Origin of the sequence: Streptomyces sp. NPDC093600 (genome assembly GCF_044764755.1) — a bacterium.
Lineage (GTDB): Bacteria > Actinomycetota > Actinomycetes > Streptomycetales > Streptomycetaceae > Streptomyces.
In genome coordinates this window covers 119,517-134,276 of sequence record NZ_JBIWIU010000005.1, presented here as the reverse complement: position 1 = coordinate 134,276, position 14,760 = coordinate 119,517, and the positions used below count along the sequence as shown (strand labels likewise).

Here is a 14,760-nt window from a genome sequence, read left to right as displayed (position 1 = left end):
CGGCCCCTTGGTCGTTCGACCGCGGCGGTGGCGGCGCTAGCCGGCGTAGGTCTCGTACTCGGCGACCCGCGGCGTACCGGCGGAGCTGACGACCTCGAAGGTGATCTTGTTCAGCGAGGTCCGGGGGAAGGTGATGACGCCCGCCCCGCTGCCGGAGGTCAGCACGGCGCCGGTGTCGGCGTTGACGACCCTCCAGGCGCCGATCCGGCCCGTGGCGCCCGACGCCTCGCGCACGTTGATCGCGGAGACGGTGGTGGCGGAGCCCCACTTGATCGAGATCGAACCGGTCGAGCCGGCCGGTGACCAGTAGGTGCTCATGTCACCGTCGCGCACGTTGCCGTAACTCGTCCCGTCGGCCTTGCTGGAGCCGTCGGAGCCGGCCCCGATGCTGAGGTTGCCCCCACCGGGCTGGGACGGCCCCGGCGTGGGCGTGGTGGGCCCCGGCGTGGGAGTGGTCGGCTGGGGCGTGGGGCTGGTCGGCGTCGGTGACGGGGCCGGTGTCTGCGGTGAGCAGCTGCCGTCCGACACCAGAAGCCCCTTGCCGGCGCCCGCCGTCCGGCTCACCACGTCCGGCACGCAGCCGGCCGCGTCGAGACGGTAGGAGTAGGGGATGGTGACGGTGGTGTTCGACTGGGGGTCGGGACCCGCCGGCTTGTTCTCGCTGCCGGGGCTGGACCAGGTCACGTTGTCGAAGATGTTGCCGCTGACCTGCCAGTAGCCGGCCGCGTCGGTGTAGAAGGTGCCCAGGACGTCCTTGGAGTCCTCGAAGTAGTTGTTGTCCACCTTGGCGCGCGCTCCGGCGCGGGAGTTGATACCGGACTCGTTGAGGCGCAGGTAGTGGTTGTTGTACATGTGGGCCGTGCCGCCGCGCAGCAGAGGCGCCCGGGAGTCGATGTTCTCGTACCGGTTGTGGTGGTAGGTGATGAAGCTGTTCGAGAGGTCGCTCTCGCTGGACCCGACGAGGCCGCCGCGGCCGGAGTTGCGCAGGATGCTGTAGGAGAGGGTCACGTACTGGGTGTTGTCCTTCATGTCGAAGAGGCCGTCGAACCCCTCCGACTCCCCGCCCGACGCCTCCAGGGTGACGTGGTCGACCCAGACGTTCCGGACGCCGCTCTCCATGCCGATGGCGTCACCGCCGTTGGACGTGGGCGAACCCGACTTCTTGACGTTCCGGACCGTCACGTTCTGGATGATGATGTTGCTGGCTTCCCGGATATGGATGCCCAGCTGGTCGAAGACGGCTCCGGAGCCGACTCCGACGATCGTGACGTTGCTGACCTGCTTGAGTTCGATCACCCCGGCGGTGGTGTTGCAGCCGGTGCCCGACACCTTGGTGGTGTTGCCGTGGTTGATGGTCCCCTCGACCTCGATGGTGATGGGGGTGTTGGTGGCGGCCCGGCCGCACAGGGCCGCGTGGATCGCGGTGCCGGTGGTGGCCCGCACCGTCCGCCCGCCGGCACCGCCGGTGGTCCCGCCGTTCTGGGTCGCGTAGCCGGTGGCGCTGCCGGTCGCCGCGGACGCCTCCGGTACCGAGAGAACCGCACCGGTCGCGGCCGCGAGGGCCATGGTGGCCAGCGCGACGCAGAGTCGTAGTGCGACGGGTCGTTTCATCCTCGCCTCCCTTTCAGAGATGGAGAAAGCGCTTTCTGTCCGGGGACAGTAGGGCGCTCCGGGGAGGCTGACAAGGGTTCCGACCGGTCGCGAAAAAAGCGCTTCGACACCTCACGCGTCACTCAACGGCGTAGTGCAGGGCCTCAGTTGGGGCGAAGGCCCAAGTGGGGGCGTCCCCTCAGCACTGGGTGTGATCCGCCGTCCACTCAACGCACATTGGCGGTGCCTTGTCTGTGCCTTGGACGTCCGCTGCACGGGCGCTAACCAGCGGAAAGCGAGTCTGGAGTCACTCCCCACCGCACAGCACGCGGCGGGAGAAGGATCCGCCTCCAACCGCAGGAGATAACGATGACCCGTCGTTCCATAACCAAGCGCGCAGCCATCGTCACCGCCACCGCCTTCGTCGCCGTCGGCACCGTCAGCGCCGGAGTCGGCCTGGCCGGCCAGGAGTCCTCGAAGGGGACGAGCAAGAAGCAGGTCGCCGCGCTCTTCGACACCTGGAACGCCGCGCTCCAGACCGGTGACCCGGACAAGGTGGCCGACCTGTATGCGAAGAACGCGGTCCTCCTGCCCACTGTCTCCAACAAGATCCGCACCGACCGGGCCGAGATCGTCGACTACTTCGACCACTTCCTGCAGAACAAGCCGGTCGGCAAGAAGATCCACACGATCGTCGACATCGTGGACGGCAACTCCGCGATCGACACCGGCGTGTACGAGTTCACGCTCACCGACCCCGACACCGGCGAGAAGCGGGTCGTCGAAGCCCGCTACACCTACGCCTATGAGAAGACCGACGGCAAGTGGCTGATCGTCAACCACCACTCCTCGGCGATGCCCGAGGGCTGAGCCTCAGCCGCCGCTCCCGGCCGCCGCCCGCAGGCGGATCTCCACCCACAGTCCGCCGCCTGGAGCGTCCCGCAGTGTCACGATCCCGCCGTCGTCCGTCACCAGTTGCTTGACGATGGCGAGGCCGAGTCCGGAACCAGATCGTCCGGTCAGGCCCTGGCCGCGCCAGAAACGGTCGAAGGCACGGGTTTTCTCGGCGCCCGACATTCCCGGGCCCTCGTCCAGCACCGACAGCAGTACCTCGTCGCCCCGGGACTCCGTCCGGACGGTGATGGTCCCGCCGTCCGGTGACACCTCCAGGGCGTTCGACAGGACGTTGTCCAGCACTTGGTCCAGATGACCGGGGCTGGTCAGCACCAGCAGCCGGCCGTCGGCACTCCCCCTGAGCGCGACAGTGACTCCGCGCTCGTCGGCGGCCGGCCTCCACACCGTCAGACGCTCGGCCACGATGTCCGCGAGCGACAGCGGCTCCGTGGCCGTCACCTTCGCCTCGGCACGCGCCAGCACCAGCAGGCCGCTGACCAGCCGACTCATTCGGACCACCTCGGCCGTCGCCTGCTCCACGTCCTCGCGTACGGACTCCTCGTCCACCCCGTCCGCGATGTTGTCCAGGGACAGTCGCAGCGCGGTGAGCGGAGTGCGGAGTTGGTGGGACGCGTCCGCCACGAAGATCCGCTGTGAGGCGACCAGCGTGTCCAGGCGTTCCGCGCCTTGGTTGAGGGTGCGTGCCAGGGTCTGAGTTTCCGGCGGGCCCGTCACCGGGGAGCGTGCGGTGAGGTCGCCATCACTGAACTTGCTGGCCATAGCGTTGAGTTGACGTAGGGGAGCGGTGATCCGACGGGCGGCGAACGCGCCGATCACCGCGGCCGCCGCCAGCACGAGCACCGCCAAGCCCGCCCGGAAACCCCAGATCTGCCACAGCCTGGAAGTCATGTCCGAGGTCTCGTACACAATCCGTACGGCACCGATGACCGAGCCCTGGCCGGACTCCCCGTGCACCGGAACGGTGACCACCAGGTGCCTGCCCCAGATGAAGTCGGAGCCCCAGCTCTTCGTGGGCTGGTCGTCTTCCATCGTGCGCGCCAGGTCCGGGTCCTTCGCGGGCGCGGACAGGTCCGGCGCGCAGGTGCCCACGGGGGTCACCTGGACCGTGCCGGGCACCTGTCCGCTGTACGCCTTGGCCATCTCCTCCAGCGCATCGCACGAGGCGCTGTCGCCGTTGCCCAGCAGCAACGCCATGGTCTTGGCCTCGCGCTGCACGGACTGCAGGGTGTCGTCCCGCAGCTGGCTGGTAAGGGTGAAAGCCACCGGCACCGTGAACAGGAAGATGGCGACCGCGACGATCAGGATGTAGCTGCGGATGAGCTGGCGGTTCATGAGGCGCCGTTACCGCCGTCGCCGTCCTTGACGATCTCCAGGCGGAAGCCGACCCCGCGCACCGCCTCGATCGTGATCGCGCCGTTCAGCTTCCGCCGCAGCGCCGCCACGTGCACGTCCAGCGTCTTGGTCGGCCCGAACCAGTTCGCGTCCCAGACCGCCTCCATGATCTGCTCGCGCGACATCAGCGCTCCCGGTTCCTCGGTGAGGAAAGCCAGCAGGTCGTACTCCTTGGGCGCCAGAGACACCTCCTGGCCGTCGAGGTGGACGCGGCCTGCCTTGCGGTCGACAGTGAGGCGGGTGCCATAGCGGTCCGGCCCGTTCTGCGACGAGGTACGCGGCTGCATGCGCCGCATCACCGCTCGTATCCGCGCGATGACCTCCCGGACACCGAACGGCTTGGATACGTAGTCGTCGGCACCCAGCTCCAGGCCCACCACCCGGTCCGTCTCGTCGCTGCGCGCGCTGATCACAATGATCGGCACGTCACCGCGCCGACGCAGCGCCCGGCAGACGTCGAGACCGTCCGTGTCCGGGAGACCCAGATCGAGGAGCACGACGTCGTAGGGCTCGGAGTGAGCCAGCGCGGCCGCGCCTGTGGAGACCCAGTCGACCTCGAAGCCGTAGCGGATCAAGCCTCGGCGCAGAGACTGGGCGACCGGCTCATCGTCTTCCACAAGAAGTACGTGCACAGGCCGAACCCTAGCGGGTTGCCCCTGATTCACCGCCCTCACCTGCGACGCTTGCCCTCGAAGGCCACGGGATGCATGCGCTGGACAGGGCGACGGATGCCGCGATGCCCGGACCGAACGGCTTCGTCAGCGAAGGGCGGGGATGATGTCGGTGCCGTAGGCGTCGATCGTCGCCTCCTTCGCGTCGTGCATGGCGTAGACGGCGAACTGGTCCACGCCGAGGTCGCGCAGGGCCCGGAGCTTCTCGATGTGCGCCTGGGCCGGGCCGAGGAGGCAGAAGCGGTCGACGATCTCGTCCGGGACGAAGTCGGTGGACGGGTTGCCCGCGCGGCCGTGGTGGCTGTAGTCGTAGCCGTGGCGTTCCTTGATGTACGCGGTCAGGGACTCGGGGACCATCCCGGAGTGTTCGCCGTAGCGGGCGACGAGGTCGGCGACGTGGTTGCCGACCATGCCGCCGAACCAGCGGCACTGGTCCCGGGCGTGGGCCAGGTCGTCGCCGACGTAGGCGGGCGCGGCGACACAGATGGTAATGGCGGCGGGGTCGCGGCCCGCCGCCTCCGCCGCGTCCCGGACCGCCTTGACCATCCACTCGGTGAGGAAAGGGTCGGCGAGCTGGAGGATGAAACCGTCGGCCTTCTGGCCGGCGAGCGCCAGCGCCTTCGGGCCGTACGCCGCCATCCAGACCGGCAGCCGGCCGTCCTTCACCCAGGGGATGCGGATCGGGTTGCCGTCGACGACCGCCTCCCGGCCCTCGGCGAGGTCGCGGATGACGTCGATGGCCTCCCCGAGGCGGGCGAGGGTGTTCGGCTTGCGGCCGGCGACCCGCATCGCGGAGTCGCCGCGGCCGATGCCGCACACGGTCCGGTTGCCGTACATGTCGTTGAGGGTGGCGAAGGTGGAGGCGGTGACCTCCCAGGTGCGGGTGCCCGGGTTGGTGACCATGGGGCCCACGGTCAGCTTCCGGGTGTGCTCGAGAATGCGGCTGTAGATGACGAAGGGCTCCTGCCAGAGCACGGCGGAGTCGAAGGTCCAGCCGTAGCGGAAGCCGTTGCGTTCCGCCCGGCGCATCAGGCCGACGACCGCCGAGGCGGGCGGGTCGGTCTGCAGGACGAGTCCGAAGTCCACGTCGGCGCCTCCTAGTTCAGGTACTGGCAGGTGGAGCGGGGGATGAAGCAGCCGTGCCCGGCGCGTCCGGTGTACTCCCGCTTGTCGATGACGATCTCGCCGCGCGAGAGGACGGTCTCGACCTGCCCGGTGACGGTCTTTCCCTCGTACGCGGAGTAGTCGACGTTCATGTGGTGGGTGTCCGCGGAGAGCGTCTGGCGGACGTGCGGGTCGTAGATGACGACGTCGGCGTCGGCACCGGGCGTGATCGTGCCCTTCTGCGGATAGAGGCCGAACATGCGGGCCGGGGTGGCGCAGGCGATCTCGATCCAGCGGCGGCGGCTGATGTGCCCGTCGACGACGGCCTGGTGGAGCAGGTCCATGCGGTTCTCGACGCCCGGGAGGCCGTTGGGGATCTTGGAGAAGTCGCCGCGGCCGAGCTCCTTCTGGCCCTTGAAGCAGAAGGGGCAGTGGTCGGTGGAGACGACCTGGAGGTCGTTGGTCCGCAGTCCCCGCCAGAGCGCCTCCTGGTGTTCCCGGGGCCTGAGGGGGGTGGAGCAGACGTACTTGGCGCCCTCGAAGCCGGGCTCGGCGAGGTTTTCGGTGGAGAGGAAGAGGTACTGCGGACAGGTCTCGCCGAAGACGTGGAGCCCCTTGTCCCGAGCGGCCGCGAGCTCCCGCACCGCCTCGTCGGCGGAGACGTGGACGACGTACAGGGGCGCCCCGGCCACCCGGGCGAGCTGGATGGCCCGATGGGTGGCCTCGGCCTCCAGGAGCACCCGGCGGACCTCGCCGTGGTGGCGGGGGTCGGTCTCGCCCCGGGCCAGGGCCTGCTCGACGAGCACGTCGATGGCGATGCCGTTCTCGGCGTGCATCATGATCAGCCCGCCGTTGCCCGCGGCGCGCTGCATGGCACGCAGGATCTGGCCGTCGTCGCTGTAGAAGACGCCGGGGTAGGCCATGAAGAGCTTGAAGGAGGTGACACCCTCCTCGACCAGCTTGTCCATCTCCTTGAGCGTGTGCTCGTTGACGTCGGAGAGGATCATGTGGAAGGCGTAGTCGACGGCGCATTGTCCGTCGGCCTTGGCGTACCAGGTGTCGAGGCCCTCGCGCAGGGTCTGGCCGACGCTCTGCACGGCGAAGTCGATGATGGTGGTGGTGCCGCCCCAGGCGGCGGCCCGGGTGCCGGTCTCGAAGGTGTCGGAGGCGGAGGTGCCGCCGAACGGCAGCTCCATGTGGGTGTGCGCGTCGACGCCGCCGGGCAGGACGTAGCGGTCGGTGGCGTCGAGGGTCCGCTCGGCGGTCCAGCGGGCGGCGGCGTCCGAGCCGTGCGTGGCGAGGGCGGCGATCCGGCCGTCCTCGATCAGGACGTCCGCGTGCAGTTCGTCGGAGGCGGTGACGACCAGACCGCCGCGGATGAGGGTACGGGTACTCACGGGTCTCTCCCTGGGGTGCGGTGAACTACAGGGACCGGAGCGCCTGTTCGATGATGGCGGCCCCTTCTTCGGCCTCGGCGGCGGTGAGCGAGAGCGGTGGGGCGATCCGCAGGGCGCTGGTGTTGTGCCCGCCTCCCTTGCCGAGGAGGAGTCCGTTCTCGCGGGCCGTCTCCAGGACCGCGGCGGCCGCCGCCGGGTTCGCCTCGTCCGTGCCGGGGACGGTCAGTTCGATGCCGATCATCAGGCCGCGGCCGCGGACCTCGCGGACCGCCTCCACCCCGGCGCCGACGGCCCGCAGCCGTTCGAGGAGCAGTCCGCCGACGCGGCGGGCGTTGCCCTGGAGGTCGTGTTCCAGGAGGTGGTTGAGGTTGGCGAGGCCGGCGGCCATGGTGACGGGTGAACCGCCGAAGGTGGAGATGGAGTTGGCGTCCAGGCAGTTCATGACCTCGGCGCGGGCGACGACTCCGCCGACGGACATGCCGTTGCCGATGCCCTTGGCGAAGGTGAGGATGTCGGGCGGGCCGGCCTGGTCGTGGGCCTGCCAGCCCCAGAAGTGGTCGCCGGTACGGCCCCAGCCGGTCTGCACCTCGTCCGCGATCCAGAGGATGCCGTGCCGGTCGAGGACCCGGCGGAAGGCGGCGTACAGCCCGTCGGGCGGGGAGGTGAAGCCCCCGACGCCCTGGATGGGTTCGGCGATCAGCGCGGCGACGTTCCGGGTGTGACCGAGGAGGTCTTCGAGGTCGGCGACGCAGGCGTCGATGAAGCGGTCGTCCGTGTACTGGGCGTAGGGGCCCCGGGTGCGGACGCCGCCGTGGACGTAGAGGGTCTGCAGCGGGGAGAGGCCGGTGGGTGACCAGGCGCGGTTGCCGGTGATGCCGACGGTGGAGAAGGAGCGGCCGTGGTAGCTGTTGCGCATCGCCAGGATCTGGTTGGAGCGGCGGTACGCGGTGGCGAGGAGGAGCGCCGTGTCGTTGGCCTCGGTGCCGGAGGTGGTGAAGAAGACCCGGGCGTCCGGGATGCCGGAGAGGGCGGCGATCCGTTCGGCAAGCTCGACCATCGGGCGGTTGAGGTAGAGCGTGGAGGAGTGGATGATCCGGCCGGCCTGCTCGGCGACGGCCTTGGTGACCTCGGGCAGGGCGTGGGCGGTCATGGTGGTGAGGATGCCGCCGAAGAAGTCGAGGTACCTGCGGCCCTCGGCGTCCCACACATGGCGGCCCTCGCCGTGGGTGATCTCGATGGGGTCCTGGTAGTAGAGGGCGACCCAGTCGGGGATGACGGCGCGGTGACGGTCGTGGAGGCTGCTCACGGCCGCACCAGCCCGTCGTAGGCGTCGGGGCGCCGGTCGCGGTAGAAGGCCCAGGTCTTGCGGACCTCCTCGATCAGGCCGAGGTCCAGGTCGCGCACGACGAGTTCCTCGGCCTTGTCGGAGGCGACGTCGCCGACGAACTGGCCGCGCGGGTCGACGAAGTAGCTGGTGCCGTAGAAGTCGTTGTCGCCGTACTCCTCCTGGCCGACGCGGTTGATGGCGGCGATGAAGTACTCGTTGGCGACGGCGGCGGCGGGCTGTTCCAGCTGCCACAGGTGGGAGGAGAGTCCGCGGTGGGTGGCGGAGGGGTTGTAGACCAGTTGCGCGCCGTTGAGGCCGAGTTGGCGCCAGCCCTCGGGGAAGTGGCGGTCGTAGCAGATGTAGACGCCGACCTTGCCGACGGCGGTGTCGAAGACCGGCCAGCCGAGGTTGCCCGGGCGGAAGTAGTACTTCTCCCAGAACCCCTTGACCTGGGGGATGTGGTGCTTGCGGTACTTGCCGAGGTAGGAGCCGTCGGAGTCGATCACGGCGGCGGTGTTGTAGTAGAAACCGGAGCCCTCGGTCTCGAAGACCGGGACGACGATCACCATGCCGGTCTCGCGGGCGAGCTCCCGCATCCTGCGGACGGTGGGCCCGTCCGGCACGGGCTCGGCCCAGCGGTAGTGCTCGGGGTCCTGCACCTGGCAGAAGTAGGGGGCGTTGAAGACCTCCTGGAACCCGATGATCCGAGCGCCCTGCCGGGCCGCCTCACGGGCGTGCTCCTCATGCTTGGCGATCATGGATTCGGTGTCGCCGGTCCAGGTCGCCTGGACGAGTGCGGCGCGTACGACAGCGGTCATGAGCTGCTCCTTCGGCACGGCGTCAGAGAGCCTCTACGCACGTAGACGCGGTACGTAGGAGGAGAACGTAAGCCCCGTCACACCCGGGAGCAAGACCACCGCCGTGAACCGCCGGAGTCGATCATGTTTCATACCCGAGTGGTCCACGTCGGACACACACCGACACGTCCGGGTCTGTTCCGGTGTGACCTACGGCGTGACGCGTGGGGGTGGGACGGGTGAGGTGACGGCCAGGGGTGGTGGTGTCAGGCTCCGCCGAGGCCGGCGACCCGCAGGGCGTGCGCCAGGTCCCGTGCCCGGCCCGGGGACACCGCGTGCGCGGCGTCGAGGAGTTGGGGCACCAGAGCGTGCGGGTCCACGGCGGCGAGCCTGGCGGCGTCCTCCGGCGTACGGACCCGGACGAAGGCCGCGAGCAGGGCCTGGGCCTCCCGCTGATGCCCCTCCGCGCGCAGGGCGGCGCAGGCGTCGGCGAGCTCCTCGACCGGCCGGGCGACGCCTTGGCGCAGCAGCTGATCGCAGTCCTGGTCCCGGCCCGCGTCCGCGAGCGCCCCGGCGACGGCGGCGAGCCGGCCGGGAGGCAGCGTGGCCGCCTCCCAGAGCAGGGTGGTCCAGTCGGCGCCGAGCCCCATCCGGTGGAGTTCCGCGGCGAGCGGGGGGAGCCAGGCGGGCGGACCCGCGACGGCCTCGCAGAGCAGTGCGTGCGCCTCGCCGCTGCGTCCCTGGGCGCGCAGCCGCCGCAACGCGTAGACCGCGTTCCCGGCGGCGCGGGCCGCCTCGGCGGCGACGTCGGCGGTGAGGGGCGGTGCGGGGGTACGGGGCGGGGCGGCGGGGGCCGTCTCGGCGCCGCCGAACCGGGCACCGCGCGGAAGGGCGCCGGCCACCGGCAGCTGCGGCACCCCCACCGTCTCCGGCCCGTCCTCGGTCTCGGCCTCGTCCATCCACGCGTAACGGGCGCCCCGGGGGCGCCGCTTGGCGCTCGCCGCCGGTGCGCGGGCGGGGGCGGGAGCCGGGGCCGGCTCGACCGCGGGGGCCGGGGCCTGCTCGGCCGCGGGAGCCGGGGCCGGGTGGGTCAGGGCGGTCAGGCGCGCCGTCAGCTCCGCGATCCGGGCCGCCGCACGGCGGTGGTCGTCCCGGGCCCAGGCCAGTTCGTGCTGGAGCCGGGGCGTGTCCGGGGAGCCGGGGGCCGCGCCGAGGAGGGCCTCGAGTTCGCGTGAGCGGTTCGCGGCCTGGCGCCGCTCCCGCCCCATCATGTCCAGGCGCTCGCGCAGCGCCTCCGCTCCACCCGGTCCACGGTCGTGGGCGGCGGCGGCCGCGGCGTGCAGCGCCCTGGCCCGTACGCTCCACGGCCCGGACGGCGCTTCGCCCAGGTCGTGGAGCAGGGACTCGACCACGTCCCAGGGCAGGATCTCCGTACCGTCGAAGCAGGCCCGCATCCCGTCGGGGTCCCGGCTCGCGAAGACGCCGTACCAGCCCTCCCCCGGGTCGAGGCGTGCCACCAGGTCTCTCAGGAGACGCGCGAACGCGCCTGCCGCCGCCGGACGTTGATCCGTCGTCATACCGCCGCACCACCCGCACACTCGACTGGAACCTTCCGGTCCGCAGGCATTGGACCTCAGTCGCGTTACGGGACGGCTACAGACGGTTTTCGTGTCGACATCAGACCGGCACGAGCGCGCAGCGCGTGACGATCTCGTCCATGGAGAGACCGAGAACCCGCGCCAGCGCGGCGACGGTGAAGAAGGCGGGGGTCGGGGCCCGTCCGGTCTCGATCTTGCGGAGCGTCTCGGCGGAGAGCCCGGCGGCCGCGGCGATCTCCACCATGGAGCGGCCGCCGCGGGCCTCGCGCAGCAGCAGGCCGAGTCGTTCGCCGCGCTCACGCTCTTCGGGGGTCAGGGGTGTGCGTACCATGCCACCATTCTAATACCGGTATAGTAATTGGCATGATGGAGATCAAGACGAACGAGTCCCTGCGCGCGATGCGGGAGGCCGGCCGGGTCGTCGCCCAGGCCCTGGCGGCGGCGCGGGAGAAGGCGGTGCCGGGGGTGTCCCTCCGCGAGCTGGACCGGGCGGCGCGAGAGGTGCTCGACGAGGCGGGCGCGGGATCGCCGTTCCTGAACTACCACCCGAGCTGGGCGCCCGTGCCGTTCCCGGCCGTGCTGTGCGTGTCCGTGAACGACGCGATCGTGCACGGCATCCCGGACGGGAGCCGGCTCGCCGACGGCGATCTCGTCTCCCTCGACTGCGGGGCGTCCCTCGGCGGCTGGGTCGGCGACTCGGCCGTCAGCTTCACGGTCGGCCGGGCCCGCCCGGAGGACACCCGCCTGATCGACACGGCGTACGCGGCACTGGAGGCCGGGATCGGCGCGGCCGTCGTGGGCAACCGCGTCGGCGACATCGCCCACGCCGTCGGCCGTGTGTGCCGCCGGGCGGGTTACGGCATCCCGGACGGCATGGGCGGGCACGGCGTCGGCCGCTCCATGCACGAGGGCCCGGACGTCCCCAACGAGGGACGTCCGGGCCGGGGCGTGCCGTTGCGCCACGGAATGGCGATCGCGATCGAGCCGATGCTGATCGGCGGCGGCCGGGACGACCATTACACCGCCGCGGACGGCTGGACGATCCGCACCCTCGACCGCTCCCGCGCGGCCCACACGGAACACACGATCGCGATCACCGACGACGGGCCCCGCATCCTGACGGCCCTGTAGCCGCCGGGGCCGGGGGTCGCGCGGGAGCCCGTCGGTCGGGGCGCGAGGCCCCTCGGTCACGACGTCAGGGCCGTACGACCCTGACGGCTTCCGCGTCCTGACGTCCCCTCAGCGCCGGGGCCGTACCACCATCGCCGAGCCTCCGCCCCTGCGGACCGTCTCCGCCGCCGCGAGCCAGCTGCCGTCCGGCTGCCGCTGGACGCCCGTCGCCGCGCCGATCTCCGGGTTCTGCCGGAAGCCGTGGCCGATCGCCTCCAGCTCGCCCCTCAGCGGGCTGTTCCAGAGCCCCGGCTCCAGTTCCGTCGTCGTCTGGTTGCGCTGGCTCGCCCGGGGCGCCGCGATCGCGTCGACCAGGGGCAGCCCCCGGTCCACGACGCCGGTCAGCGTCTGCAGCACGGTGGTGATGATGGTCGCCCCGCCCGGGGAGCCCAGGGCGAGGACCGGCCGTCCGTGCTTGTCGAGCACGATGGTCGGGGACATCGACGAACGGGGCCGCTTCCCGGGGCCGGGCAGGTTCGGGTCGTGGACCGCCGGGTTCGCCGGGGCGAAGGAGAAGTCGGTCAGCTCGTTGTTGAGCAGGAAGCCGCGCCCCGGCACGGTGATCCCGCTGCCGCCCGTCGACTCGATGGTCAGCGTGTAGGCGACGACGTTGCCCCACTTGTCGGCCACCGTCAGGTGCGTGGTGTTCTCGCCCTCGTACGTGGTGGGCGCCGCCGTCCCGCCGCTCGCGCAGTCGGCGGGGTCGCGCGGGTCGCCCGGCGCGAGGGGACTGGTCAGGACCGCGTCGTCGCGGATCAGGCACTCCCGGGAGTCCGCGTACCGCTGCGAGAGGAGCTCCCGCACGGGGACGTCCTCGAACGCCGGGTCGCCCACCCAGCGGCCCCGGTCGGCGAACGCGATCCGGCTGGCCTCGATGAAACGGTGCAGATAGCGGGCCTGGGTGGCCTTGGACAGATCGGTGCGCTCCAGGATGTTCAGCGCCTCGCCGACGCTCGTGCCGCCGGAGGACGAGGGCGCCATGCCGTAGACGTCGAGACCGCGGTACGAGACCTTCGTGGGCCGCCGCCGTTCGGTCTCGTACGCCGCCAGGTCGCGCTCGGTCAGGTCGCCGGATCGGACGACCCGCGTGGCCCCTTCGCGTACCGGGGGCTTCCGTACGGTGTTCACGATGTCCCGGGCCAGCGGGCCCCGGTAGAGGGCGCCGACGCCCTCCCGGCTCAGCTTCTCGTACGTACGGGCCAGGTCCGGGTTCTTGAACGTCGAGCCGACGACGGGCAGTTGCCCTCCGGGAAGGAAGAGCTCCGAGGAGGCCGGGAAGTCACGGAACCGGGCCTCGTTGGCGGCCGTCTGGGCGCGGAAGGTCGGGTCGACGGTGAAGCCGTCCCGGGCCAGCCGCGTGGCCGGGGCGAGGAGGGTGCGCAGCGGCTTGCTGCCCCATGTGTCGAGGGCCGTCTTCCAGGTGGCCGGTGTGCCGGGGGTGCCGACGCCGCGGCCGCTGGTCATGCCCTCCTCGAAGGGGATGGGCTCGCCGTTCTCGACGAAGAGGTTCGCGTCCGCCGAGCGCGGCGCGGTCTCGCGGCCGTCGATGGTGCGCACCGTCCGGGTCCTGGCGTCGTAGTGGACGAAGTAGCCGCCCCCGCCGATGCCGGCCGAGTACGGTTCGGTGACGCCGAGGGCCGCGGCCACCGCGACGGCCGCGTCGACCGCGTTGCCGCCCTGGCGGAGCACCTCGATGCCGGCGGCGGAGGCGTCCGCGTCGACGCTGGCGACGGCGCCGCCCCAGCCGACGGCCACGGGCTCCTTGACCGGCGGCCTCGTCCCGGTCGCCCCCGACGCGGAGGGCGATGCGGCGGAGAGCGGCGCGGCGGACGGCGGCGCGGCGGCGCCCACCGAGAGCAGCACCGTCGCGGTGACGGCGAGAACCGACCCATTCCGTGCGGCGGAACGACGCATTCCTACCTCCAGTCAACAGCCGTCCCGGCAGCCTAACTTCCGGCCGCCCTCCTCGTCAGGACCGCCTCGAACGGAGTGGCGCCGCCCCGCTAGCATGCGCGCCCATGAATGAAGACCTGCGCAATGTCGTCCTCGGCGTGCTCGCGACCGGCGTCAGCGCGTCGCTGGGCTGGCTGACCCGCACGTATCTGTGGCGCCGCGGGCTCCGCCGGAAGCAGGCGTTCTTCGGGCTCACCGGCGGTTCCGAGTGCCTGCTGGTGGTGAACCGCAAGGCGGGCAGCGAGGGCTCGGTGCACCGTACCGACGTCTCCGCGCTGCTCGAACTGTCCGCCCTCATCAAGGACTGCGGGGCGCAGCCCCGGATAGTCCAGCACGACTCGGCACGGCAGGGCATCGGCGACCTCGCGGAGTTCTGCGTCGGCGGACCGTACTCCAATCGCCGGATGGCCGCGCATCTGTCCTCCCTCCTTCCGGGTCTGCTCATGAACGTGGAGTCGGAACCGGTCGAGGACCGGGGCATGTTCACGATCGGGGGCGAGGTGTACCGGGGGGTGAACGGCGTGACGGAGTACGTCGTCCTCGCCCGGCTCACGGCGGGCGACGGGGGGCGGCCGGTGTTCCTCTTCTGCGGGCAGTTCGCGGTCACCAACCAGGCCGCGACCCGCTATCTGGCCAAGCACCACGAGAAACTGGCGCGCACCTACGGCTCCGGCCCGTTCGTCCTGCTCCTCAAGGTGGTCAACTCGCAGGCGTACGGCCCGGACGTGGTGGAGCTGGTCGCCGATGTGACGCGGCACGCGATGACGGCCGTCACGGCCGAACCGGCGACGACCTGACGGACGCCGGTCGAGCGTATCGCCCATCTCACACCCGACGACCGTGAAA

General features: G+C 71.2%; 13 protein-coding genes. 3 read left to right on the top strand and 10 right to left on the bottom strand.

From position 1 onward, the window contains the following. Positions 1 to 36 precede the first annotated feature (36 nt). Positions 37 to 1,611: a polysaccharide lyase family 1 protein gene (locus ACIRB4_RS15390; protein WP_403291453.1), complete on the bottom strand. Its 1,575-nt coding sequence runs from the start codon at positions 1,609 to 1,611 to the stop codon at positions 37 to 39. Between the two features lie 348 nt (positions 1,612 to 1,959). Between ACIRB4_RS15390 and ACIRB4_RS15385 the strand changes: the two genes are divergently transcribed. Beyond that, positions 1,960 to 2,460 (top strand): SgcJ/EcaC family oxidoreductase, encoded by a 501-nt coding sequence (locus ACIRB4_RS15385; RefSeq protein ID WP_403291452.1) that lies wholly within the window; start codon positions 1,960 to 1,962, stop codon positions 2,458 to 2,460. 3 nt (positions 2,461 to 2,463) lie between these two features. On the opposite strand, the gene ACIRB4_RS15380 is transcribed toward ACIRB4_RS15385, so the two are convergent. The 8 genes from ACIRB4_RS15380 to ACIRB4_RS15345 all read right to left on the bottom strand — a co-directional run bounded on the left by ACIRB4_RS15380 (position 2,464) and on the right by ACIRB4_RS15345 (position 11,122). Beyond that, positions 2,464 to 3,837, bottom strand: coding sequence for a sensor histidine kinase (locus tag ACIRB4_RS15380; RefSeq protein WP_403291450.1), 1,374 nt, complete (start codon positions 3,835 to 3,837; stop codon positions 2,464 to 2,466). Continuing rightward, positions 3,834 to 4,529 carry a response regulator transcription factor gene (locus ACIRB4_RS15375; protein WP_403291448.1) on the bottom strand — a complete coding sequence of 232 codons (696 nt, stop codon included), beginning with the start codon at positions 4,527 to 4,529 and terminating at the stop codon, positions 3,834 to 3,836. The genes ACIRB4_RS15380 and ACIRB4_RS15375 overlap by 4 nt, the downstream gene beginning before the upstream one ends. A 126-nt stretch (positions 4,530 to 4,655) precedes the next feature. Then, entirely contained in the window at positions 4,656 to 5,654 is a 999-nt protein-coding gene (locus ACIRB4_RS15370) for a TIGR03842 family LLM class F420-dependent oxidoreductase (RefSeq protein WP_403291447.1), read from the bottom strand. Between the two features lie 11 nt (positions 5,655 to 5,665). Further along, positions 5,666 to 7,069, bottom strand: a complete 1,404-nt coding sequence (gene hydA / locus ACIRB4_RS15365; RefSeq protein WP_403291445.1) for a dihydropyrimidinase — start codon at positions 7,067 to 7,069, stop codon at positions 5,666 to 5,668. Positions 7,070 to 7,094: 25 nt separating this feature from the next. Further along, entirely contained in the window at positions 7,095 to 8,375 is a 1,281-nt protein-coding gene (locus ACIRB4_RS15360) for an aspartate aminotransferase family protein (protein ID WP_403291443.1), read from the bottom strand. Then, positions 8,372 to 9,214: a nitrilase-related carbon-nitrogen hydrolase gene (locus ACIRB4_RS15355; RefSeq protein WP_403291441.1), complete on the bottom strand. Its 843-nt coding sequence runs from the start codon at positions 9,212 to 9,214 to the stop codon at positions 8,372 to 8,374. Before ACIRB4_RS15355 ends, ACIRB4_RS15360 begins: the two co-directional genes overlap by 4 nt. Positions 9,215 to 9,459: 245 nt before the next feature. After that, complete coding sequence (locus tag ACIRB4_RS15350) at positions 9,460 to 10,770, bottom strand: UL36 very large tegument protein (protein ID WP_403291440.1); 1,311 nt, start codon at positions 10,768 to 10,770, stop codon at positions 9,460 to 9,462. Positions 10,771 to 10,870: 100 nt separating this feature from the next. After that, positions 10,871 to 11,122, bottom strand: a complete 252-nt coding sequence (locus ACIRB4_RS15345; RefSeq protein WP_403291438.1) for a helix-turn-helix domain-containing protein — start codon at positions 11,120 to 11,122, stop codon at positions 10,871 to 10,873. A gap of 32 nt (positions 11,123 to 11,154) precedes the next feature. On the opposite strand from ACIRB4_RS15345, the gene map reads away from it, so the two are divergent. Beyond that, entirely contained in the window at positions 11,155 to 11,922 is a 768-nt protein-coding gene (gene map / locus ACIRB4_RS15340) for a type I methionyl aminopeptidase (RefSeq protein ID WP_403291436.1), read from the top strand. Between the two features lie 108 nt (positions 11,923 to 12,030). Here the strand turns inward: map and ggt are convergent, their stop codons facing one another. Next, a complete protein-coding gene (gene ggt, locus ACIRB4_RS15335; protein ID WP_403291434.1) occupies positions 12,031 to 13,875 on the bottom strand; it encodes a gamma-glutamyltransferase in 1,845 nt (614 codons plus the stop codon). Between the two features lie 104 nt (positions 13,876 to 13,979). Here ggt and ACIRB4_RS15330 point away from each other — a divergent pair, with 104 nt between their 5' ends. After that, positions 13,980 to 14,711: a hypothetical protein gene (locus ACIRB4_RS15330; protein ID WP_403291433.1), complete on the top strand. Its 732-nt coding sequence runs from the start codon at positions 13,980 to 13,982 to the stop codon at positions 14,709 to 14,711. The last annotated feature ends 49 nt before the right edge of the window (positions 14,712 to 14,760 follow it).